21 protein-coding genes are annotated in these 21856 nt (G+C 63.5%); 13 read left to right on the plus strand and 8 right to left on the minus strand.

Annotation, left to right across the window (positions count from 1 at the left end; all coding sequences use genetic code 11):
- Positions 1 to 97 precede the first annotated feature (97 nt).
- Entirely contained in the window at positions 98 to 1303 is a 1206-nt protein-coding gene (locus NKI99_RS14285) for a multidrug effflux MFS transporter (protein ID WP_352611229.1), read from the minus strand.
- Between the two features lie 187 nt (positions 1304 to 1490).
- Here NKI99_RS14285 and NKI99_RS14290 point away from each other — a divergent pair, with 187 nt between their 5' ends.
- From NKI99_RS14290 to NKI99_RS14305, 4 genes are all read left to right on the plus strand, one after another.
- Positions 1491 to 2180: a TetR/AcrR family transcriptional regulator gene (locus NKI99_RS14290; protein ID WP_128306088.1), complete on the plus strand. Its 690-nt coding sequence runs from the start codon at positions 1491 to 1493 to the stop codon at positions 2178 to 2180.
- A gap of 118 nt (positions 2181 to 2298) precedes the next feature.
- Positions 2299 to 2841, plus strand: coding sequence for an SspB family protein (locus NKI99_RS14295; protein ID WP_128306087.1), 543 nt, complete (start codon positions 2299 to 2301; stop codon positions 2839 to 2841).
- 16 nt (positions 2842 to 2857) lie between these two features.
- On the plus strand, positions 2858 to 3055 hold the full coding sequence (locus tag NKI99_RS14300; protein ID WP_127260259.1) for a DUF4169 family protein: 198 nt from the start codon (positions 2858 to 2860) through the stop codon (positions 3053 to 3055).
- 10 nt (positions 3056 to 3065) lie between these two features.
- Positions 3066 to 3290, plus strand: a complete 225-nt coding sequence (locus tag NKI99_RS14305; RefSeq protein WP_128306086.1) for a ribbon-helix-helix domain-containing protein — start codon at positions 3066 to 3068, stop codon at positions 3288 to 3290.
- On the opposite strand, the gene NKI99_RS14310 is transcribed toward NKI99_RS14305, so the two are convergent.
- Positions 3287 to 5089: a chloride channel protein gene (locus tag NKI99_RS14310; RefSeq protein WP_023813095.1), complete on the minus strand. Its 1803-nt coding sequence runs from the start codon at positions 5087 to 5089 to the stop codon at positions 3287 to 3289. The genes NKI99_RS14305 and NKI99_RS14310 overlap by 4 nt on opposite strands.
- Before the next feature lie 156 nt (positions 5090 to 5245).
- Here NKI99_RS14310 and NKI99_RS14315 point away from each other — a divergent pair, with 156 nt between their 5' ends.
- From NKI99_RS14315 to NKI99_RS14325, 3 genes are all read left to right on the plus strand, one after another.
- On the plus strand, positions 5246 to 5683 hold the full coding sequence (locus NKI99_RS14315; RefSeq protein ID WP_352611230.1) for a MarR family winged helix-turn-helix transcriptional regulator: 438 nt from the start codon (positions 5246 to 5248) through the stop codon (positions 5681 to 5683).
- A 126-nt stretch (positions 5684 to 5809) separates the two neighbouring features.
- Complete coding sequence (locus NKI99_RS14320; protein ID WP_128303532.1) at positions 5810 to 6115, plus strand: hypothetical protein; 306 nt, start codon at positions 5810 to 5812, stop codon at positions 6113 to 6115.
- Between the two features lie 16 nt (positions 6116 to 6131).
- Positions 6132 to 7013, plus strand: a complete 882-nt coding sequence (locus tag NKI99_RS14325) for an RNA polymerase sigma factor (protein ID WP_128303531.1) — start codon at positions 6132 to 6134, stop codon at positions 7011 to 7013.
- Between the two features lie 34 nt (positions 7014 to 7047).
- On the opposite strand, the gene NKI99_RS14330 is transcribed toward NKI99_RS14325, so the two are convergent.
- A complete protein-coding gene (locus tag NKI99_RS14330) occupies positions 7048 to 10980 on the minus strand; it encodes an AsmA family protein (RefSeq protein ID WP_352611231.1) in 3933 nt (1310 codons plus the stop codon).
- A 131-nt stretch (positions 10981 to 11111) separates the two neighbouring features.
- Between NKI99_RS14330 and NKI99_RS14335 the strand changes: the two genes are divergently transcribed.
- Positions 11112 to 12098, plus strand: coding sequence for a Dyp-type peroxidase (locus tag NKI99_RS14335; RefSeq protein ID WP_352611233.1), 987 nt, complete (start codon positions 11112 to 11114; stop codon positions 12096 to 12098).
- A 30-nt stretch (positions 12099 to 12128) separates the two neighbouring features.
- Here the strand turns inward: NKI99_RS14335 and NKI99_RS14340 are convergent, their stop codons facing one another.
- A complete protein-coding gene (locus NKI99_RS14340) occupies positions 12129 to 12650 on the minus strand; it encodes a hypothetical protein (protein WP_128303528.1) in 522 nt (173 codons plus the stop codon).
- 121 nt (positions 12651 to 12771) lie between these two features.
- Entirely contained in the window at positions 12772 to 14184 is a 1413-nt protein-coding gene (locus NKI99_RS14345; RefSeq protein WP_128303527.1) for an FAD-binding oxidoreductase, read from the minus strand.
- Between the two features lie 97 nt (positions 14185 to 14281).
- Here NKI99_RS14345 and NKI99_RS14350 point away from each other — a divergent pair, with 97 nt between their 5' ends.
- From NKI99_RS14350 to NKI99_RS14360, 3 genes are all read left to right on the plus strand, one after another.
- Positions 14282 to 15058, plus strand: a complete 777-nt coding sequence (locus NKI99_RS14350) for a hypothetical protein (protein WP_128303526.1) — start codon at positions 14282 to 14284, stop codon at positions 15056 to 15058.
- 140 nt (positions 15059 to 15198) lie between these two features.
- A complete protein-coding gene (locus NKI99_RS14355) occupies positions 15199 to 15678 on the plus strand; it encodes a thioesterase family protein (RefSeq protein ID WP_352611235.1) in 480 nt (159 codons plus the stop codon).
- Positions 15679 to 15913: 235 nt separating this feature from the next.
- Positions 15914 to 16111 carry a hypothetical protein gene (locus NKI99_RS14360; protein WP_013531006.1) on the plus strand — a complete coding sequence of 66 codons (198 nt, stop codon included), beginning with the start codon at positions 15914 to 15916 and terminating at the stop codon, positions 16109 to 16111.
- Positions 16112 to 16126: 15 nt separating this feature from the next.
- Here NKI99_RS14360 and NKI99_RS14365 read toward each other — a convergent pair whose 3' ends face one another.
- Entirely contained in the window at positions 16127 to 16606 is a 480-nt protein-coding gene (locus NKI99_RS14365) for an Lrp/AsnC family transcriptional regulator (protein WP_352611236.1), read from the minus strand.
- A gap of 89 nt (positions 16607 to 16695) precedes the next feature.
- Here NKI99_RS14365 and NKI99_RS14370 point away from each other — a divergent pair, with 89 nt between their 5' ends.
- Positions 16696 to 17604 (plus strand): EamA family transporter, encoded by a 909-nt coding sequence (locus NKI99_RS14370; RefSeq protein ID WP_352611237.1) that lies wholly within the window; start codon positions 16696 to 16698, stop codon positions 17602 to 17604.
- A 10-nt stretch (positions 17605 to 17614) separates the two neighbouring features.
- On the opposite strand, the gene NKI99_RS14375 is transcribed toward NKI99_RS14370, so the two are convergent.
- Complete coding sequence (locus NKI99_RS14375) at positions 17615 to 18502, minus strand: dienelactone hydrolase family protein (RefSeq protein WP_128303523.1); 888 nt, start codon at positions 18500 to 18502, stop codon at positions 17615 to 17617.
- 433 nt (positions 18503 to 18935) lie between these two features.
- Between NKI99_RS14375 and NKI99_RS14380 the strand changes: the two genes are divergently transcribed.
- Entirely contained in the window at positions 18936 to 19370 is a 435-nt protein-coding gene (locus NKI99_RS14380) for a hypothetical protein (protein ID WP_352611238.1), read from the plus strand.
- 124 nt (positions 19371 to 19494) lie between these two features.
- Here NKI99_RS14380 and NKI99_RS14385 read toward each other — a convergent pair whose 3' ends face one another.
- Positions 19495 to 21813: a glucose/quinate/shikimate family membrane-bound PQQ-dependent dehydrogenase gene (locus NKI99_RS14385; RefSeq protein WP_352611240.1), complete on the minus strand. Its 2319-nt coding sequence runs from the start codon at positions 21811 to 21813 to the stop codon at positions 19495 to 19497.
- Positions 21814 to 21856 lie beyond the last annotated feature (43 nt).

Below are 21856 nucleotides of genomic sequence, written 5' to 3' on the forward strand. Positions count from 1 at the left end.
AACTCTCGCTGTATTTGGACATGCAAAACCCCCGAAGGTTGTGTCCAACTTTCGGGGGTCAGTTCAAAACGGGGCTTTTTTCATTTGTTTTGGTTGCTTATTCCGCCGGTGCCTCGGCAACCTCGCGCGAGCGGCCGAGCGTGATCTTGGCCAGCGTGAAGGAAATCACCGCACACAGCGTGATCCCGGCCACCATCGGCAGCGGCGTACCGTCGAAGAACACGCCGGCGACACCCATGGCGAGTGCGCCGATGGCGAAATGCAGCGTGCCCATCAGCGCTGAAGCGGTGCCGGCAATCTCGCCATGTTCTTCCATGGCCAGCACCGAGGTGGTCGGAATGACTAGGCCGAGAAAGCCGTAGCCGACGAACAGCAGCGCCGCCATCATATCGAGCCGGTCGATGCCCGTCGCCATCACCGCGAACAGCACCACCATCGTCGTCGCATAGCCGGTCACCGCGACGCGCACCACGCGCCTCAGGCCGAAGCGCTCGGCCAGCAGCCCCGTCATCTGCGACATGCCGATGAAGGCGACCGCGTTGATCGAGAAGAACACGCTGTAGACCGAAGGCGACAGCCCGTAATGGTCGATCAGGATGAACGACGAACTCGACAGATAGACGAAGAAGCTGGCAATGCCGAAGCCGGCGATCGCCGTCAGACCGAGGAAGTTGCGATCACCCATCAGGAAGCGGTAGGCCGACAGCGCGGTGCCGAAGGAGGACCCGGCGCGATCTTCCACCGGCCGCGTCTCCTTGAGCGAAGTCGCCAGAAGGATGGTGGCCAGCAGAGCCGCGCCCGTCACCGTCCAGAACACGGCGCGCCAGCCGAAATTCTCGATGATCACGCTGCCGGTCAGCGGCGCCAGGATCGGCGACACCGAGAACACCAGCATCAGCAAGGACATCAGCTTGGCGGCCTCATTACCGGTGTGCAGGTCGCGCACGATGGCGCGCGGAACGGCCATGCCGGCGCTGGCGCCAAGCCCTTGCAGGAAACGGAAAGCGATCAGCCATTCGATGGTCGGCGCCATTGCCGAACCGATGCCGCCAACCATGAACAGCGCAAGACCGCCATAAAGCGGCAGCTTGCGGCCGATCATGTCGGAAATCGGCCCGACGACGATCTGGCCAAACCCCATCGACAGGAAGAAGATCAACAGGCTCATCTGCACCGCAGCGGTGCTGGCATGCAGATCCGCGCCGATCGACGGCAGCGCGGGCAGATACATGTCGATGGCGAACGGGCCGATGGCGGACAACAAGCCGAGCACGACCGCGATGCGGAGGAATTTGGGACTCATGATAAAGGCTCTTTCAAATCTGGTTGCCGCCGCTAGGCGACGTCTAACCTAGGACGTTCCATCCCGTGAGCTTCCGACAGCTCGAGAGCGAATTCTATCCGTCTCTCTCACGCGAAATCTCTTTATCTTGTGTCCACAAATTTAGACACTCTTGTCTAAATCGTCAATCACCTCTATATAGTTTTTTATGAAGCTGCACGTTTCTCCTGACATTTTCCCGCCACGCGGCCATGAGGCCAAGCGCCTCTCGATCGTCGATTCCGCGGCTGCCGTGTTTTGCCGCGAAGGTTTCGCCGGCGCCAACATCGATCTGATCGCGGCCGAAGCCGGCGTTTCGCGCCAGACGATCTACAACCATCATGGCGACAAGCAGAAACTGTTCGTCGCCGTGGTCCGCGACCTCACCGAACGCTGCAATGCCGGCATCTTCGCCACCATTGCCACCTTCCCCGACCAGCCCAAGGATCTCGAAGCCGATCTGATCGGCTTTGCCGTGCGCTTGAACCAGAATTGCATCTGCAACCGCGACGGAAAATTCCTGCGCAAGCTGATCCAGACCGAAGGCGAGCGCTATCCCGAACTGTTTGCCGAATGGCGCGAACAGGGACCGGGCAGAACATGGCCGGCAATCGCCGCCCGCTTGGCCCGCCTCGCCTATGGCGGCTATCTCACGATCGAGGACCCGGATGTGGCGGCACGCCAGTTCCTTGGCCTCGTCAATGCCGAACTGCAGACCACCTTCATGCTTGGCGGCTCGCCGCGCGAGGACGAGGTGCTGCAATCCGCGACCAATGGCGTGCGCACATTCCTGCGCGCCTTCGGCAAGCGCCGGTCCGCGGCATCGTCCGAAAAGCAAAGCGCGCTCGCCAGCGCCTGAGCGATCAAATCGCTGGCAATAGTCTTCGCTTCCGCGCGAGGGTGATCTATATGCGGTTTACGCCGCCCTCAAGCTTGATTACAGCTATGCGGACGATTCAACGGAACCCGACCGCCACATGGCCGACGACCACATCCGCTACGACATTCTGGCCCAGGAGGCGTTGCGCGGCGTCATGCGCAAGGTCCTGGCCGAGGTCGCGCGCACCGGCCTCCCCGGCAACCACCACTTCTTCATCACCTTCCTGACCGGCGCGCCGGGCGTACGCGTGTCTTCGCGGCTGCGCGAGCGCTATCCCGAGCAGATGACCATCGTCATTCAGTTCCAGTATTGGGACCTGAAGGTGACCGATACCGGCTTCGAGGTTGGCCTGTCCTTCTCCGATGTGCCGGAAAAGCTCGAAATCCCGTTTTCGGCCGTACGCGGCTTCTATGATCCGTCGGTCAATTTCGAACTCGAATTCGACGTCAAGACGGATGGCGCGGCAGCCGAGGAACCAGCCGCTCCAGCCTCGCCTGAGCCGTTGACCATCGTCTCCGAGAAAAAGCCGAAGGCGGAGAAGAAGGCAGCTGCCGCCGAGGCGGAGAAGAAGCCCGCAGCGGCGGACGCCAGCACCAAGGGCGCCGAAGTGGTCTCGCTCGACGCCTTCCGCAAGAAATAGGCCTGCGGTTCACGCCATGGCTGACATCGTCAATCTCCGCCAGGCTCGCAAGCAGAAGGCGCGGGACGAGAAAGTGCGCGTCGCCGAACAGAACCGGGCACTGTACGGTCGCTCCAAGGCAGAGAAGCAACGCGACCGCATAGTCGCCGACAAGGCCGAAAACTTCGTCGCTGGGCACCGCCGCGAGCCATCCGGCGCCGAAGACGACCAGTGAGCTGTCACCAGTGAGCGCGGTCGAAAAGCGCTCGGTGACCATTCGTGGTCACCGCACCAGCTACTCGCTTGAAAAGCCCTTCTATGAGGACCTCGTCGCGATCGCGGCGACCAGGGAGCTGACGCTCGCTGCGCTTGTCGCCGAAGTCGACGAGACGCGGCCCCGCGACACCAACCTGTCCTCGGCGCTGAGGCTCTATGTGCTGGAGTGGGCGAAGCACGCAGAGAGAATCTAAAGGCTTTCGACGGCGTCGTTCTTTTTCGTGTGTCTGGTGCCGAAGCCAAGCAAGGTCGAACGCTCGCGCTCCTCGGCCTGTTTCCTGGACCGCACGCGCATCAAATCCTTCCAGCCGACATAGCCGACCAGCAACGAGCCTTCGCGAGTGACGACGGGCAGATGAGAGACGTTGGCCAGCAGCAGTTTGTCGGAGAGGCCTTCGAGATATTCGTCCGGATAGGCCAGCGTCACCTTGCTGCCGGCCAGCAGTTCGCCAAGCGTGGTGGTGCGGTGCGTGCCGGCGCGTCTCCAGCGCAATATCGCCGGCGGATCGATGAGGCCCAGCACATGGCCGCGCTCATCGACCACCGGGAAACTCGGATGCCGTGTTTCCGGCGCTGTCAGGAACGCTGCCGCGCCATGCAGCGTCATCGTCGCCGGCACGCTTTCGACTTGTGACGTCATCACCTCGCGCACCCTGGTCAGGGCGAAAGGGTCGACGCGGTATTCGCGAACCAGATGATGTCCCCTTCTGGCGATCTTTTCGGTCAGGATCGATCGCTTCATCAGAAGCACGGTGACGGCGTGCGCCGCAGCGCAGGCAGCAATCAGCGGCACCAGCATATGCGTGTTGCCGGTCAGTTCGACGGCGAAGAACGTGGCGGTCAGCGGCGCACGCATCGTGCCGCCCATGGTGGCGGCCATCGCCAGCAGCGCCCAGAAACCCGGATCCGCGGCAGGCAGAACGCCGGCGAGCACAGCGCCCATGGCCCCGCCCATGATCAACAGCGGCGCCAGCACACCTCCCGACGTTCCCGAGCCGAGCGCTACCGACCAGATGATCGCCTTCACCACCAGCAGGAGGAGTGCTGCCGTCGCGACGGTGCGGCCGTCCAGCATGTCAGTGATGTTGTCATAGCCGACGCCGAGCGCGTGCGGCTCGATCAGCCCGCCGATGCCGACCACCAGTCCGCCAAGCATCGGCCACCACATCCAGTGGATCGGCAGCTTCTGAAAACCGTCCTCGCAGGCATAGACCATCTGCGTCAGCAGCCCCGACAAAAGTCCTGCACAAACGCCGATCGCCACCCAGCCGGCAAGGCCGACAAAGGACACCTCCATGCCGCCCTGAAACGGAAAGATCGGTCCGGGCAGATGCAGCATGGTGCGCTCCACCTCGGCGATAACAGCCGCGACCGCCACCGGGATGAAGCTGCGCGGAGTCCATTCGAAAAGCAGCAGTTCGACCGCAAGCATGATGGCGGCGATCGGGGTTCCGAACACCGTGGTCATGCCCGCCGCAGCACCGGCCACCAGCAGCGTCTTGCGTTCGTTGTCGCTGACCGGCAGCATCTGCGCGATCAGCGAACCGATCGCGCCGCCGGTCATGATGATCGGGCCCTCGGCGCCGAACGGTCCGCCGGAGCCGATCGAGATCGCCGACGACAGCGGCTTCAGGATCGCCACCTTGGCGTCGAGTCTGGAACGCCCGAGCAGGATGGCCTCTATGGCTTCGGGAATGCCGTGACCGCGGATCTTCTCGCTGCCGAAGCGCGCCATCAGGCCGATGATCAGCGCACCGATCACAGGGACGATGACGGAGGCATAGCCCAGCGGCGTGTCCTCGAGCTTCAGATCGGCGAGCGTGAACTGGCCAAAATAGGCGATGTTGGTGGCCAGCCGGATCAGCTTCAAAAGCGCGATGCCGGCAACCAGTCCAGCTGTCGCCACCACCACGGCAATGGCGGCGACGAACAGCACCCTGGCATCCGTGGTGAAATCGCGCAGATGCTCCGGGTTCGAGTGAGGGGTCTTCATGGCAGTTTGCTTCCTGGCGGCGCGCCGTACGTCTGAGATGCGGCACGGTCGAAGCGGCCAGCCGGGCTTGTTGGTGGATATGTATCGTAACACGATATAAATATTCAAGCCGGTTTCGCCCGAAATCCGTTTGAGCTTTCGCCGGAAAACGAACACATGTCTGATATGTCGCAGCCACAAAAATCACGCCCCGCCATCAGCCAAGCCGATTACCAGCGGCTATCGGAGTTTCGCTACCTGATCCGCCGCTTCCTCGAATTCAGCCAGGTCCAGGCGGAAGACGCCGGCCTGACCCCGCGCCAGCATCAGGCGCTGCTGGCGATCAAGGGATTCCCCGGCGGCGGCCCGGTGACGGTTGGCGATCTCGCGGAACGCCTGCGCATCCGCCACCACAGCGCCGTCGAACTGGTCAACCGCCTTTGCGAAACAGGGCTGGTCGCCAGAAATCAGGACAAGGACGACCACCGCCGCGTGCTGCTGCAACTGACCGAGCGCGCCGACGATTGCCTGGCCGAGCTGTCGGCGGCACATCTCGACGAGCTTTCACGCATCGAACCGATGCTGCGCCGGCTGCTCGATCGGGACCATGCGTAAGGCTCCAGACCTTGCACGAAAACGGCACCGAACTATTTTCCCGGCCTCCCGAATCCTTTGGCTTCGCCACAACGTCTCGGACGTAAGCGGCCCGCAAAGCGCAGGGCACGAAGAGGAAAAAACGCGATGAAACGCCACCTGATACGCTACAAGACGAAACCGGAACGGACCGATGAGAATGAACGGCTGGTCAAGGCCGTGTTCCAGGAGCTGCGGGAAAAGTCGCCGGAAGGTGTTCGCTACATGACATGGCGGTCCGACGACGGGACCTTTGTCCATCTGGTCGAGACGGAAACCGAGGCCCATGCCGACATCATCACCGGGCTGGCGGCATTCGAGGCCTTCCAGAGCGGCATCAGGGATCGCTTGATCGAGCGTCCGCAGCGCGAGGAAATGACCGTGGTGGGCCACTACCGGATGCTGGACCAGTAACGGCAAACAGAGGTGCATGAACATTCCTGGCGAGATCCGCGAGCCTTTTGACCGCCTGTTCGGCGAAATGCGTCCCAAACTGCACCGCTACTGCGCCCGCATGGCCGGCTCGGTCATCGACGGCGAGGACGTGCTGCAGGAAGCCCTGGCCAAGGCGTTCGAGGCGCTGCCGGATGCCGGCCCGATCGCCAACCCGGAGGGCTGGCTGTTTCGCATTGCCCACAATGCTGCGCTCGACTTTCTGCGCCGGCGAGCCCGCGAAAAGGCCTTTTCCGATGAGGACCCGGATATGATCGTCGACCCGGCCAATCCCACCGCCGATCGTCAGGCCGCCGCGGCCAGCCTGCACACTTTCATGCGCCTTCCCGTCACGCAGCGAAGCAGCGTCATCATGATGGACGTTCTGGGCTATTCGCTGCAGGAAATCAGCGCCACGCTCGATACCAGCATCCCCGCCATCAAGGCGGCGCTGCATCGTGGCCGCCACCGACTGCGCAATCTTGCGGACGAACCGGACGACCGTCCTGTTCCGAGACTGAGCGCCGCGCAACGTCTGCTGCTCGACGCTTACATCGACCGCTTCAACGCCCGCGACTTCGATGCGGTGCGCGACATGCTGGCCGATGAGGTGCGGCTGGAACTGGTGGCCAGGGCGCGGCTGAATGGCCGCAAGGAGGTCGCCACCTACTTCAGCAACTATTCCCGCGTGCAGGATTGGCATCTTATGCTCGGCTTCGTCGAAGACAGGCCAGCAGTCCTCGTCCGCGATCCCAATGACCCAACAGGGCGCCCCACCTATTTCATCCTGCTGGCCTGGCAGGACGGCAGGCTTGCCGCCATCCGCGATTTTCGCCACGCCCGCTACACCACCGACGGTGCCGAACTGTTCGTTCTTTGAAACGGTCTCGGGGCGGAAAGGCCTCCCCTACTGCCTACTGCAGCGACTTCAGCAGATTGTCGATCGTGAACGGATTGGACTTCGGCTTGGCCGGCGGCGGATTGTCATTGGCTTCCGGTGGCGGGGCACGCTCCACCTTGGGAGCCTGCTGCGCGGCCTTGCGCTCGGCCTCGAGCCTTGCCTTTTCCTGCGCCGCGATGCGCACCGCCTCTTCCGCCTTCTGCCGCTCCTGCTCGGCCTGCGCTTTGGCCGCCTCGTCGGCGGCCTGCTTTTCGGCAGCCGCCTTCGCATCGGCATCGGCCTTGGCCTTTGCGTCCGCCTCAGCCTTGGCCTGGGCATCCGCTTCCGCCTTTGCCTTGGCGTCCGCCTCGGCTTTCAGCCGCGCCGCTTCCTGCTGCTTGCGCAGTTCTTCGGCCGCCTTGTCGCGAGCATCCTGCAGCGCCGCGTAGTAGCGGACCTCGCGCCGAAGCCGCTGCTTTTCGAGCAGCGCGGCCTGCATCGCCTCGACGCGCTGCTGTTCCTTTTCCAGCGCGCGTTGGGTCAGGAACTGCGCCAGCGGCTCACTGTCGAATGCTCGTTTCACCGCGCCGAACGGCCCCTCGGCGGTGAAATTCACGACCGGCTCGGAGCCGACCAGCGCCTCGTCGCCCGGCCGATAGGTGATCGCACCCTTGGCCGACACCGTGACCGCGTTGAGATCCGCCGTGACGTCGGCGGACAAGGTCGCCGCCGGATTTTCCAGGCTGACCGGCGGCGCCCGCAGCGTGCCGCCGGCAACCGTGAAGGCTATGTCGGTGTCCTTGGCGGCTAGACTGCCATCAGCGGCGATGTCAGGCGCGAAGCCGGCAGTCTTGGCCGCATCGATGTCACGCCCGATCGCATCCGCCTTGACGAGGAACGCACTGAACGCATCTGGATTGACGCCAGCAACTTTCACGCCCTTCAACGCCGCAGTGCCGGAGCCTGATAAGGCGGCCACCATCCCTTCGACCGATTTGCCGCTGCTTGACAGCGCTGTCGAGAAGTCGCCGATGCCGTTGATGCCGGCATCCGGCAGCACGGTCGCCAGATCGGCGCCCGCCAGTTTCATCTGGCCAGAGAACAGGCCGGTGCCGTCATTGTTCTTCAGTTCGAACAGGCCGGTGAGCGCCCCGCCCAGCAATTTCGCCTTCAAATCCGAAACGCGGATGCCTTCCTGGTCCAGCTTGAGCGAAAAGGCGGCATCATACGCGGTGGCGAACCGACCGGCGGCGAGCGCTGCCGTCGTCAGGTCTAGGTCGGCGGTGAACGGCAGGTTGGACTTCTGGCTGAACGGTGTCGCCGGCCACACGCCACCCTTGCCTGCCCCTTCCTTGTCGGCCCCGTCTTTGTCGGCAAGAAAGGCGGAATCGCCGAACAGCGCCACCGCCATCGGATCGAGGTCGAGTTCGTCGAGCGCCAGCGCCCCGGCCAGATGCGGCACGCCGGCCTTTCCGTCGACCCCCTCCTTTACATCGATATTGACGTCGCCGGACACCGCCGCTTCGTTGATAGCGCCGTTGAGTTCGTCCAGCACCAGCAGACCGTTGCCATAATCGCCCTGCGCCGAGAGCGACGTCGACATGCCCGCCCCCATGCCCGGCAGGCCGATACCTGTCGTCATCAGCCATGGCTCGATGTCGGCGGCGTCGAGGCTGAGCTTGCCCTTGGCGGCGAAGCCTTGCGGCGTATCGGCGATCGTTCCCTCGAAACCAGCCTTGAAGTCGTTGCCGGCAAGGCTGAAATTCGTCGTCAGGCCGCCACCAAGCGTTCCCTTGGCCTGAATATCGGTGCTTGCCTCGCCCAGCATGCCGAGCGGCAGCGCCGGCAGGCCGTAGAGGGCCAGCAGCGTGGTGGCGTCAGGGTTTTTGGCATTGAAGGTAAGCGCCACCGGCGCTTCAAGAAGCTTGTCCACCGCCCCCTTCCCCGACAGCGATGCGGAAAAGGCCGAGCCGCCCGCCTTGCCTTGCCCGCTCACCGCCAGCCCCGTGGTGCCGTCGCCATTGTCGGCCGCACTCGCCACCAGGTCGATGCGCGCATCCTGGAACAGCTCGGGATAGGCAGCGGCACGGCTCGCCAGCCCTTTCAGCACGGCACTGTCGGGATAGTGCTGGGCGGCGACGTCGACCAGCGGCTTCAGGTCGACGGCAACCACCGATGCATCGAGCTTGCCGGTCGGGCTCGCCGGGAAATCCTTGACCCGGCCGGTGGCGCTGATCGAGGCGCCGGCCAGTCCGCCCACCGACAGCCGGTCGATTTCGAGCAGCCCATCGCGCAGCCTGAGCGCCGTGTCGATCGTATCGGCGGTCAACCCTCCGGCATTGACCGGCCCGGCCTTGATCTGGAAATCGAGGTCGCGGTCGGCAAAGCGATTGGCCCCCTTGTCGCTGACGAAGATCGAGGCGAAGGCCGCCAGCCCGTCGATATCGAGGTCGCCCCCTTCGAGACGCATCAGCACTGAGGGCTTGGCATCGTCGGGCTGGGTGGAATCGATGCGGCCGGAAAACCTAGCCTTGCCCAGGATCAATTCGAGATCGCTGAAGGCCTGGCGCTTCTGCGAGAGGTCGACCTTGGCCTTGAAGCCGGCGGCAGGCAGACGGCGGATCGCCTCGTCGACATCCTTCGACAGCCAGGCGGCAAAGCCGGAGGGTTGCGCCACGGCCAGCAGCAGCGAGCCGTTGAAGCCGAAATGACCCTCCAAATTGAGCACGAGCATGCCATCGGCTTCCAGCGTGGTGCGGCCGGGCAAGGTCGCGGCAAGCGATTTCACCGACCAGCCGCCATCGACCGGCTCGGCGGAAAGATGCACGTCGCGCACCGTGGTGTCGCCGGCCACCACCGCCGGCAGCTTGACCTCGACGGTGCCGGGGATAGTCGGCTTCGGCATGTCGAGCAGCGCCTGCTCAAACGCCGCGATGCGCTGGTCCAGCGTCAGGCCGGCGCCGGCCTCGGCGCCCACCGCCTCGTCGAACTGCACCTGCGCGCCATTGGCCTCGATGGCGAAACTCGGTTTCAGCCCGAGATCGACAGAAGCCTCGCCATCGGCGGTGTAGGGGTTGTCGAGCGGCCCGGTCTCGAAGCGGAATTCGTCGACGCCCAACTTCTGGTGGTCGAGCGAAAACTTGCCGTTCAGCCGAAAGCCCGGATCGGGCTTGCCGGCGGAAACCTTCACCGTCTCACCGTCGGTGCTGCGCAGCTCGGCGCTGTTCTTGTCCGCACCGGAGATTTTGAATTGGCCGGAATAGACGGCAGCGCCATTGACAATGCCAGCATTGCCGTCGGCTTCGATGACCAGCGGATAGGCGTCCGGATCGGCCTTCAGCCGCAGCCGCATCTGCCCGTTGCCTTCAGCCTTGCCGGTGGACGCGGTGACCGCGGTGCGCAACCCGTCCAGCCGCAGCGTGCCGTCCATGCGCCATGGCCCGGCCAGCGACTTGGCCGAGATGGTCGAATTGATCTCGGAAAACAAATGGCTGCGCCCGCCGGCGGCATGGCGCAGTTCGATCTGCCCTTCCGTCACCGTCAGCTTCTCGATCGAGATCTGATCGAGGTCGAAGGGCGAGGACGGCCGCATCGCCCAGTCGACCGTGCCATTGTTGGCGATGTCGATGGTCGCTTTCGGCCGCACCAGCCGCATGTCGAAGATCAGCACTTCGCCGCGCAGGAAGGGCGCCAGTTCCGCATCCATCGAAAACGTCTCGACGGTCATGGCCGGCTGGCCATTGGGGCCGCCGGCGACAGCGACGTTCGAGAAGGTCACCGAGGGGAACGGCAACAACCTTGCCGTGGCGTCGCCCTGCACGGTCACCTTGCGGCCGAGAATGGCGCTCGCCTCGCGCTCGAATTGGGCGCGGTAGCCGGTCCAGTCGACAAAATACGGCACCACCAGCGCCGCACATAGCACCAGCACGAACAGGCCACCAAAGATCACGAACAGGCGTGCGAGCATCAGCTCCGAATGGGTTGATTGAAATTCTGCCGCACTCTACCCGCATCCGCGTGTCGATAAAGAGGCAATTCATCCAGTGTTGCGCGATCCCGGATGATCTGAAACAAATCCTCGCAAAGCGGAGAATTCGGATGTCTGGGAAGAACTGGGATCGCGTGCCGATCGACGCGCAAAGCGTCGACGCTCCGCTGTCGCTTTCGGCGGTCTTTCTTGTCGTCACCGTCGCCGGCGAGCAGACCGCGCTCGCCAAGGTGGCCTCCGTGCTTGGTGGGCTCGACGATCTCGTCAAAACCGTCGGGTTCCGCGATCTTTCCGGGCGGCTTTCGTGCATTGCCGGCATCGGCCGCGATCTCTGGGATCGTCTTTCTCCAGATCGGCGGCCGCTGGAACTGAAACCGTTTGCGCCGATCAAGGGATCCGTTCATTCGGCGCCCTCGACCGCTGGCGATCTTCTCTTCCACATCCGCTCCGAACGCCCCGACATGTGCTTCGAGTTCGAGCGCATTCTGCTCGACAATCTCGGCGACGGCGTGAGCGTCGTCGACGAGGTTTCCGGCTTTCGCTATTTCGATGCGCGCGACCTGCTCGGCTTCATCGACGGCACCGCCAACCCGACCGGCCTCGATTTGCCCGCCTCTGCGCTCGTCGGCGATGAAGACGCCGACTTCGCTGGCGGCAGCTATGTCGTCGTCCAGAAATATCTGCACGACATGCAGGCCTGGGCGCGCATTCCGACGCCCGAGCAGGAAGCGATCATCGGCCGCACCAAGATCGACAACATCGAAATCGACGATGACGACGCGCCGCGCAAATCACACAAGTCGCTGGCCACCATCGAGGATGCCGATGGCAACGAGTACGACATATTGCGCGACAACATGCCGTTCGGCAGGCCCGGACAAAACGAGTTCGGGACCTACTTCATCGGCTATTCCAGATATCTTTGGGTCATCGAAAAAATGCTGCAGCGCATGTATATCGGCGACCCGCCGGGCGCCTACGACCGCCTGCTCGATTTCTCGACGCCGCAGACCGGCACAACGTTCTTCGCGCCAACCCGCCCCATGCTGCAGGCGCTTGTCGAGGGCGCGCAGGAGAAGGTTCCCGCCGCCCGGTAAAGAACGGCTGACGGCCTCTATCGGCGAAGATCAGCGTGCGTCGCGCTTCGCTTGTGCCACCTTGCCCGCCTTGCGCTGCCGGCCGAATTCCGCTGGCCGGACCAGCTTCGGCGCCCGCTTGCTAGCCACGGCGCGCATGCCCTTGTGAGCCGTCCGCGAATTGAGCGCGGGACCGTCCGCCGGCGCATTTTGCTTCATGGCCAGCACCTTGCGCGCATTCCCAACCAGCGAAACGCTGGCCGCCAGTTGCCGGCGCCGCTCGGCCTCGCCATTCAGCCGCCGCATCGCCATGGCTAGCACCGCCAGCTTTACCTGCGAACCGCCATCGGACTTTGAGGGCGAAGCACCTTTCGGCGCTCCCTTGCCCCGCATTTCGCGGCGGCGCCGATGCGCCTCGGTCTGCGCCTTGTCGCGCCGGTCCCGCAACAGCTTGACCAGACCGGCAACATCGGCGTCGGAAAGCTCCTGCACCGAAGGATGGTGCGATTTCTCCACCAGTTCCTGTTCGTCGGCGCTCAGCGCACGCGCCTCTTCCTTGCGTGAAATCGCCATGACACTTTTCCTCCGCTGGCACGCCTGTCTGTTTCAGGCCTCGCTGCTCGCCGAAGTCTCGGCCCGAAAATGGTGGCATGGTCAAGACGAGCCGCCTGCGGCCTTGCGCTGGAGGACTCGCCTAGTCCCCCGGCAAAATCTTGCCCGGGTTCATGATATCAAGCGGATCCAGGGCCTGCTTGATCGTGCGCATGATGTCGACGCCGTGGCCGAGTTCATGGCGCAGGAAGCCGATCTTTCCCTGGCCTATGCCGTGCTCGCCGGTGCAGGTGCCGTCCATGGCGATCGCCCGCATGTTGAGCCGCGAGACGAACTTTTCCGACAATGCGATCTCCTTGGGATCGTTGACATCCATCAGCACCAGCACGTGAAAATTGCCGTCGCCGGCGTGGCCGACGATCGGCGCGATCAGACCCATCTCCGCTATGTCGGCTTCGGTTTCCATGACGCATTCGGCAAAGCGCGAGATCGGCACGCAGACATCGGTCGACAGCCCCTTGGCGCCCGGCCGCAACGTCAGCGACGACCAGTAGGCGTCGTGCCTGGCCTTCCACAGTTTTGTGCGCTCCTCGGCGACGCTGGTCCACAGGAACGGCCCGCCGCCATTCTCTTCCGCGATCATGCCAAAGGTCTCGGCCTGTTCGGCAACGCCGGCATCGCTGCCGTGAAACTCGACGAACAGGCACGGGCTTTCGGGATAGTCGAGCTTCGAATAGTTCTTCATCGCCCGCATCTGCAACGCGTTGACCAGTTCGATGCGCGCCACGGGGATGCCCATCTGGATCGTCGCGATGACAGCATTGCAGGCCGCCTCGACGCTCGGAAACGGGCAGACGCCGCCGGAGATCGCCTGCGGGATGCCTTGCAGCTTCAAGGTCAGCGAGGTGATGATGCCGAGCGTGCCTTCCGAGCCGACCAGCAGCCGCGTCAGATCATAGCCGGCCGAACTCTTTTTCGCCCGCTTGCCGGTGGTCACCGTTTCGCCATCGGCCATGACGGCGGTCAGTGACAGCACGTTCTCGCGCATCGTGCCGTAGCGCACGGCATTGGTGCCGGACGCCCGCGTCGCCGCCATGCCGCCGAGCGAGGCGTTGGCGCCCGGATCAATTGGGAAGAACAGGCCGGTGTCGCGCAGGTGCCGGTTCAGATCCTCGCGCGTCACACCAGGTTCGACCGTGCAGTCGAGATCCTGCGGATTGACCGCCAGGATGCGGTTCATGCGCGAGGTGTCGACCGATATGCCGCCGCCCGGTGCGTTGGTGTGACCCTCCAGCGAGGAGCCGACGCCAAAGGCGATCACCGGCACATGATGCGCGGCACAGGCGCGCACGATGTCCTGCACCTCCGCGGTCGTCTCCGGAAACGCGACGCCGTCAGGCGCCTGCGTCGGGATGTAGGTGGTGGTGTGGGCGTGCTGGGAGCGGATGGCCTGGCCGGTCTGGAATCGCTCGCCAAGCTGCTGCTTGAGGATGCCGAGCACCGCTGCGATGCCTTCCTCGTTGCGTTCGACCGGGTTGAGGTCGCTCAGAGCCATATTTTTCTATCCCAACTTTTCTGCAGGAGGTCTAAGCCACTTGCCGCATAGATGTCCATTCGGCTAGTCAAATGGTTGCCGTGACCTCGGGTCGGAAATGAAAAATTCGGTACTGGCAGGATACATACTTTTTTTCCTGGCGCTCTTGCCTGGATGGGCGGTGCATACAGCGGCCACCCAAAGTCGCGTCGGCTGGTTTGGTGCGGTCATCTTCTTTGGCTTCATAGGGCTATTCGCTGTGTTAAGCACTCGAGCATACCCGGGCACTGATCGAAAGCCCGGTCCTTTCGCTCGGCGTTATGGCGGATATCTTTGTGTCTTTATCTTTGCCACTTTCTTGTCCGGCGAGTCGCTTGCCATCGCGCTTACCTACGGCGAGCCCGATCAAGGCTTCATAGGCGAGATAGGTTCGATATTATCTGCCCTGGGATCATATCTTTTCCCCGTTGTTGCCAAATACGCGAATTCCATTCAACCGCCTCTTTCCGATAAATCGATCTTCAGAGCTCAATCCATAATAACTTGCTTTCTTTTTGCAGGTTTCATATCTTCTATTTCGATTTTTATATACTATGTCGCTATGCCAAAAAATGAGATAACCGAAAGACTCAATGCTGGCGGGCGCAAAAGACCAAATACTTTGACCGCTTTCGCTGGTGTTATTTTCGGCATTCTTACGAGTCTGAGCGCCTATTTTGGTATCGACGAATTTCAAACAAAAACTGAACACTGCTGGCTAAATGCTGCTTGCTATACCGCAGGTGATGATTTGACACTCTTCTGGGCTGCGGTTGGAAAAATAGTGATGATGTTTTTCTTCCCGCTGGGCGGTCTTGCGATGTTGGTTGCTCGTCGCACTCTGCCAGAAAATTAACAAGCCGGTCCGAGCGTTCGACCGGGTTGAGGTCGCTCAGAGCCATGAATTCCTCGGCGAATGGACCAGTGTCCACGCTTGTTATGCGATTATGGATGCGTAGTCTTACCCGCCACGCTCGGTCCAACAAGGAAGTTTCGATGCCCATCCCCACTCCCTTCGTCTCAAAACCCATGGACATCGAGAAGGACTGGATCGACTACAACGGCCATCTCAACATGGCCTATTACAACGTGCTGTTCGACCGCTGCTCGGACGATGCCTTCGAGGCAATGGGCATTGGACCGAACTATGCCAGGGATCGTCGCCTCACCATCTACACGGCCGAAGTCCATGTCTGCTACGTGCAGGAGCTGCACCTCGAGCATAAGGTCACGGTCTCATTCCAGCTCATCGACCACGACGACAAGCGGCTGCGGGCCTATCAGGAAATCCGCCATGTCGACGGCTGGCTGGCCGCGACGTCCGAATCGCTGTCGCTGCATGTCGACATGTCCGGGCCGAAGGTGGCGCCCTTCCCCGCCGATGTGCTGGCCAGGGTCGAAGCCATGCGCGCCGCCCATTCGGCACTGCCGATGCCGGAACGGGCCGGCCGCTCGATCGGCATCAAACGCAAATAGGGCGAAGCCGATACTTCTCGTTTCCGGCTTCAAAGCCACACCGGCAATCTAAAATCGCGGAACCCTCCCATCGGCCGGCGGCGACGCTTGAAGCGGCGCCGTGGCCACGTTAACCTTACCAAGGTTTTAACGGGAACAAGCCATTTGAGCCGTTGCGCGACTCAGCGGGTCGGTCGAAAACGATCCGCATCGAGGTAGCGACACGGGCGGCGCGGCGCCGGTTCGAGGAAAGTGCATGAAAACCGACATCAAGGTCGAGGTGGACAGGCTGGCCGCCGATCCGCGCATCACCGACTATGATTTCTGGCGCTCGCTCAAGAACGTCAACAACGAGATCTTCCACATCGCCAACAACAACGAGCCGATCCCGTTCGACATGATCCGCTGGCGCGCCATCCTGAAGCAGGCGCGCATGAAGCGCGGCCACGCATAGGTCTCTCCCTGTACGTCAAGCCTGGCGCCGCAACGCCGCCAGAGCCGAGCGCGCCACCACCGGCGACGACTGGATAATCGCCGTGTTGGTAATCGCGTAGGGGATGATGCGGTCGATCACCCGCTCAAGTTCAACCACCGAGCCGACATGCGCCAGCGCGACGAAACAATCCTCTCCGGTCACCCGGTCGCATTGCACGATCTCCGGCAGTTCGCGGATGATCTCGGCCACGACGGCCAGTTGCCCCGGCACCGGCCGGATGCGCAGCCATGCCGACAGCGGCAGGCCGAGTGCCGCCGGGTTGATCCTGACCGAATAGGCCTCGATGACGCCACTTTCCTGCAGCCGCTTGATGCGCTCTGCCACGCTCGGCGCCGACAGGCCAACCGAGCGTGCCAGCTCCGCCGTGCTGGTGCGCGCGTCCTTCTCCAGCAGACGCAGGATCTTCATGTCCGCGACATCGAGGTCGGCACTTTCAGTTCGAAGGCGCTTCATAGGAAATTCCTTGCTTCCGAGGGAGATCTCGCCAGACCAGCCCATCATCACTCATATAAACCGGCAAATATGCCTGCGATACTGATCCGATGGATGATCAAACGCAAGCTCTTACAGCAGACCCTGCCCCTGCCAACTCCACCGTCGGCAGGCTGACGGAAAAATTGCCGCCGCATGTCTGGTTCGGCGTCAGCGCCGTCTTCCACTATCTCGGGCCGGCATTCGCCGTCCTGCTTTTCCCGCATGTCGGCGTGCTCGGCATGGCGTGGCTGCGCATCGCCACGGCAGCACTCATCTTCGCACCCCTGACCCGCCCATGGCGAACCTTCGCCCGCGCCGATCGCTCGACAAGGCTGCTTTTGCTGGCCTTCGGGGCCTGTCTGGCGGTGATGAACTGTTCGTTCTACCTGGCGCTCGACCGCCTGCCGATCTCGCTGGTGGCGGCGATCGAATTCGTCGGCACCATCGGCGTCGCGGCGATCGGCCTCAGGAGCCCGCGCAATCTCGCCGCCCTTGCCGTTGCCGTGACCGGCACCTTGCTGCTCATCGACGTCAAGTGGTCCGATGATCGCATCGGGTTGTTCTGGGCCTTCCTCAACGGCGCGCTGTTTGTCGGCTACATCGTGCTCGGCCACCGCGTCGCCGCTTCGGGCGCAGGCAGCGGCATTGCCGGCCTGGGTGCCGCCATGGCGATCGCTTTCGTGGTCGTGCTGCCGATCGGCTTCACCGATGCGCTGCCGGCCTTTTTCTCGCCGCCGCTGCTGCTCGCCGCCATCGGCGTCGGCATCTGCTCGTCGGTTATCCCCTACATCTGCGACCAGCTCGCCATGTCGCGGCTGCCACGCGCGAGCTTCGCGCTGATGCTGTCGCTGCTGCCCGTCACCGCGACGCTGATCGGCGTCGTCGTGCTGCGCCAGATTCCAAGCTTTACCGATTGCCTCGGCATTGCGCTTGTGGCCGCCGGCGTCGCCTTCCACAAGCCGGCGAACACGGATTAGACGGACGCCCCTATGCCAGTTTCTGCTTGAGGAAGGCGATCGTTCTGCCCCAGGCCAGGTCGGCCGCCTTCTTGTCGTAGCGCGCTGCCGACGTGTCGTTGTTGAAGGCATGGTTGGCGCCTTCATAGACATAGACCGTGTATTCGACATGCGCCGCGTCGAGTTCCTTCTTGAAGGCGTCGATGCCGGCATTGATGCGCTCGTCCAGTCCGCCATAGTGCAGCAGCAAGGCCGCCTTGATCTTGGACATATCGGCGGCCTTCGGCTGCATGCCGTAATAGGCAACGCCGGCACTGAGATCGGGCGCGTTGACGGCCAGCATATTGACCGTGCCGCCACCCCAGCAGAAGCCGATGGCGCCGACCTTGCCGTTGCCGTCCTTGTCGCTCTTGAGGAAAGCGACGGTCGCAACACCGTCGGCGATGGTCTGCGCCGGATCGAGCTTGGCGAACATGTCGCGCGCCTTGTCTTCATCGGTTGGCGTTCCGCCGAGCGGCGACAGAAAATCCGGCGCCAGCGCCACGAACCCCTCCAGCGCCACGCGTCGCGTCACATCGCGGATATGCGGGTTGAGCCCCCTGTTCTCATGCACGACGATCACCGCGCCGAGCTTGCCCGCCTTGTCCACCGGCTTGACCAGATAGCCCTTCATTTCGCCGCTGCCGCCGGGATAGCTGATGTCCTCGCCCTTCACCCGCGGATCGTTGTCGGCGACAACAGCCGCTTGCGCCGAATTTGCCGCCAGAAGCGGCGCGATCGCGGCCGCCGCCGCACCCGATCCGGCAAGCCGGGTCAACTGCTCCATGAACCGGCGGCGATCGAGCGTCAGATGCGTATATTCGTCATAGGCATCGATCATCGCCTGGGTGATGGCGGGTTTGGCGTCGGGTTTCGTCATGGAAGAGTTCCTCTGCTTCGGGCTTCAATTCCCCAGCTACATAGGGACCAAGCCGGCATGATCCAGTCGACCACTCATCGCGGCCGTCGATCGCTTCAGGGTATGCAGCCAGCCGCGGCCGGGCAGTAAAGCCGGTGCCATGCGCGGCCGTGTCATCACTTTTTGGTCATTGGCGACAAATCCTGCTGGCGCTGCCACAATCGTGAGGGAAGGTGGCTATCGACGGTATCTTGACCGCGTGCCTACACGTCAAACCCAGAAGGAAGCGATGACCATGACCATGCCTTCCCCGATCCTCGCCAGCGCGCTCGTCCTTGCGGCGGCCGTCGCTTTGGCCCTGTGCTCGATGGTTCTGAACGCAGGCAGACGATCGTTGATCAGGGTCCGCGCTGAGCGGAACCGCAACACGAAAAACCAGGGTTGAGGTGACGCTATGAACGTCCAGGACATCGTCAACACCGTTTCGCAGAAGGCCGGCCTCGACCAGGCGACGACGGAGAAAGTCGTCGGCACCATTTTCTCGGTGCTCGAACACGAGGCGGAAGGCACAAGCGCCTCGGCGTTCTTCGCCAAGATCCCCGGCGCCGACGACCTCGCCCATCAATATGACGTCATGGCCGCCGCTCCGGCCGGCGGTGGCGGTTTTCTGTCGTCGTTGCAGGGCGCGCTTGGCGGCGTTCTCGGCGAGAAGGTCGGCGCGCTGATCAACGGCATCGCCGCGCTCAAAGCATCCGGGCTCGATATGGCGCAAATCCAGAAGGCCGGCGCGACGCTGATCCAGCAGGCCGAAGCCGCCGCCGGCCCCGACCTGACCAACAAGGTGCTCGGCTCGGTGCCCAGCCTGAAGGGTCATCTGGGGATCGGCTGATCGAGAACGGGCCGATCGGAAGATTTGCCGCCCCTCATCGCCCAGTCGGGCACTTTTCCCCGTCACTATACGGGGAATAGATACCGGCACAGACGAGGGGCGGCGCGACCTCTGAAAGATCGCGTTACCCCTTCGGCAGCGCGTAGGCCATCACATAGTCCCCAGGCTTGGTGCCGACCGAACCGTGGCCGCCGGCGACGATGACCACGAACTGGCGGCCGTCGGCGACCGTATAGGTCATCGGCGTCGATTGCCCGCCGGCCGGCAGCCGCGCCTGCCACAGCTGCTTGCCCGATGTCAGGTCGTAGGCGCGCAGGTAGTCGTCGACTGCGGCCCCCAGGAAGGCGACGCCGCCAGCGGTGATCATCGGCCCGCCGATGCCGGGCACGCCGACCTTCAGCGGCAGCGGCAGCGGCGTCATGTCGTAGACGGTGCCGTTGCGGTGCTTGTAGGCGATCTTGCCGGTCCTGAGATCGGCGCCGGCGACATAGCCCCAGGGCGGCGCCTGGCAAGGAATGCCGAGCGGCGACAGGAACGGCCCCATCACCACCGCATAGGGCGCGCCCTCGTTGCGGTTCAGCCCCTGCTCGCTGCCGCGCCCTTCGTCCGGCGGCGGCACCTGATCGCGCGGGATCAACTGCGACTTGAACGCCAGATAGGTCGGCATGCCGAACAGCACCTGCCGGACCGGATCGACGGCGACGCCGCCCCAGTTGAAGGTGCCGAAGTTGCCGGGGTAGATCAGCGACCCCTGGACGGAAGGCGGCGTATAGCGACCCTCATAGCGCAGGCCCTGGAATTCGATCCGGCAGGCCAACTGGTCGAACATGGTTAGGCCCCACATGTCGGCGCCGGTCAGCGGCTTCGGCATGAAGGTGAGATCGGAGACCGGCTGCGTCGGTGATGTGTGGTCGCCTTCGATCGCGCCGCCGGGCGCCGGCACTTCGTTGACCGCAATGACCGGCTCGCCGGTGCGGCGGTCGAGCACATAGAGGTCGCCCTGCTTGGTCGGTCCGACCAGCGCCGGCACCACCGTGCCGTCGGGTTTGGTGATGTCGATCAGGCTCGGCTGTGCCGGTACGTCCATGTCCCAGAGATCGTGGTGCACGGTCTGCCGCACCCATCGCACCTGACCGGTGTTGAGGTCGAGCGCGGTGATCGACGACGAGAACTTCTCGACATTGGCACTGCGCCCGGCGCCGAGCTGGTCCGGCGTCTGGTTGCCGAGCGGCACGTAGAGCAGGCCGAGCTTCTCGTCGGCGCTCGGCGTCGACCACATGTTGGGCGAGTTGGCGGTATAGGTCTGGCCGGCCGGCAGCGGCGTCGTCTGGTCCGGATTGCCGGAATCCCAGTTCCACACCAGCGCGCCGGTGGCAGCGTCGTAGGCGCGGATGACACCGGACGGCTCCTGCGTCGAATAATTGTCGTTGACCGCGCCGCCGACAATGATCTTGCCGCCTGATATCAGCGGGGCCGAGGTCGAGTAGTAATAGCCCGACTTCGGATAGGGCATGTTGGTCAGAAGGTTCAGCGTGCCGCCCTCGGCGAAAGCCGGGCAGACCTGCCCGTTGGCGGCGTCGAGCGCGATCAGCCGCGCGTCCGAGGTCGGCAGGTAGACGCGGGTCGCACAGGGCTGCCCGGCGGCGCCGGCGGCATCGGCATAATAGGCCACGCCGCGGCAGGTCTGGTGCTGGCGGTCCTTGTCGAGCTTGACCTTGGGATCGAAGCGCCATTTCTCCTTGCCGCTCGCGGCATCGATGGCGATGGCGAAATTGTGCGGCGTGCAGATGTAGAGCGTGTCGCCGATCTTCAGCGGCGTCACCTGATAGGTGGTCTCGCCGACATCGTCCGGACCCTTCACGTCGCCGGTCTGGTAGGTCCACGCCGGCTGCAGCTTGGCGACATTGTCAGGCGTGATCTGGTCGAGCGGCGAATAGCGCTGGCCGAACTGCGTGCGGCCGTAATAGTGCCACTCGCCGGCCGGCACATCATTGCCGAGATTGGCGTTGGCGACCACCTTGTCGGTGCCGAGTTCACCGGCAATGTCCTTCGGGTCCGATGTCATCGAATAACCGGCGACGGCCAGCGAGGCCAGCACGGCAAGGATCAGCGGTGCGCGCCCGTCAGGGCCGGCAAGACCCCGCCTCGCCCACGGCGTCAGCAGCCACAAAGCGAGAAGCACGATGATGCCGCCGCGCGGTCCAAGTTCCCACCAGTCGAAGCCGGTTTCCCAGACCGCCCAGGCCAACGTGCCGAGCACGATCACCGCGTAGAGCCACAGTGCGGTGGACCGGCGCCGGTAGAGCAGCCAGGCGGCGATCAGGAAGGCAAGGCCGGCGACGACATAGTACCAGCTGCCGCCCAGCATCGCCAGGCGGATGCCGCCGCCGCCGAGTGCCAGGCCGATGAGGAAAAGAATGAGGGATGTGATGGTGACAGCCAAGATGATACTCCTTCGACTGTTGCGCTTCGCGGCGCGGCCATGG

The organism is Mesorhizobium sp. M0239, from assembly GCF_040321815.1.
Lineage (GTDB): Bacteria > Pseudomonadota > Alphaproteobacteria > Rhizobiales > Rhizobiaceae > Mesorhizobium.

Coding starts and splice junctions, on each gene's coding strand:
- NKI99_RS14290 (WP_128306088.1), top strand. CDS start 1,491: ATGAAGCTGCACGTTTCTCCTGACATTTTCCCGCCACGCGGCCATGAG.
- NKI99_RS14365 (WP_352611236.1), bottom strand. CDS start 16,606: ATGAAGCGCCTTCGAACTGAAAGTGCCGACCTCGATGTCGCGGACATG.
- NKI99_RS14350 (WP_128303526.1), top strand. CDS start 14,282: ATGAAAAATTCGGTACTGGCAGGATACATACTTTTTTTCCTGGCGCTC.
- NKI99_RS14300 (WP_127260259.1), top strand. CDS start 2,858: ATGGCTGACATCGTCAATCTCCGCCAGGCTCGCAAGCAGAAGGCGCGG.
- NKI99_RS14315 (WP_352611230.1), top strand. CDS start 5,246: ATGTCTGATATGTCGCAGCCACAAAAATCACGCCCCGCCATCAGCCAA.
- NKI99_RS14370 (WP_352611237.1), top strand. CDS start 16,696: ATGGATGATCAAACGCAAGCTCTTACAGCAGACCCTGCCCCTGCCAAC.
- NKI99_RS14330 (WP_352611231.1), bottom strand. CDS start 10,980: ATGCTCGCACGCCTGTTCGTGATCTTTGGTGGCCTGTTCGTGCTGGTG.
- NKI99_RS14355 (WP_352611235.1), top strand. CDS start 15,199: ATGCCCATCCCCACTCCCTTCGTCTCAAAACCCATGGACATCGAGAAG.
- NKI99_RS14375 (WP_128303523.1), bottom strand. CDS start 18,502: ATGACGAAACCCGACGCCAAACCCGCCATCACCCAGGCGATGATCGAT.
- NKI99_RS14325 (WP_128303531.1), top strand. CDS start 6,132: ATGAACATTCCTGGCGAGATCCGCGAGCCTTTTGACCGCCTGTTCGGC.
- NKI99_RS14335 (WP_352611233.1), top strand. CDS start 11,112: ATGTCTGGGAAGAACTGGGATCGCGTGCCGATCGACGCGCAAAGCGTC.
- NKI99_RS14285 (WP_352611229.1), bottom strand. CDS start 1,303: ATGAGTCCCAAATTCCTCCGCATCGCGGTCGTGCTCGGCTTGTTGTCC.
- NKI99_RS14320 (WP_128303532.1), top strand. CDS start 5,810: ATGAAACGCCACCTGATACGCTACAAGACGAAACCGGAACGGACCGAT.
- NKI99_RS14340 (WP_128303528.1), bottom strand. CDS start 12,650: ATGGCGATTTCACGCAAGGAAGAGGCGCGTGCGCTGAGCGCCGACGAA.
- NKI99_RS14310 (WP_023813095.1), bottom strand. CDS start 5,089: ATGAAGACCCCTCACTCGAACCCGGAGCATCTGCGCGATTTCACCACG.
- NKI99_RS14360 (WP_013531006.1), top strand. CDS start 15,914: ATGAAAACCGACATCAAGGTCGAGGTGGACAGGCTGGCCGCCGATCCG.
- NKI99_RS14345 (WP_128303527.1), bottom strand. CDS start 14,184: ATGGCTCTGAGCGACCTCAACCCGGTCGAACGCAACGAGGAAGGCATC.
- NKI99_RS14380 (WP_352611238.1), top strand. CDS start 18,936: ATGAACGTCCAGGACATCGTCAACACCGTTTCGCAGAAGGCCGGCCTC.
- NKI99_RS14295 (WP_128306087.1), top strand. CDS start 2,299: ATGGCCGACGACCACATCCGCTACGACATTCTGGCCCAGGAGGCGTTG.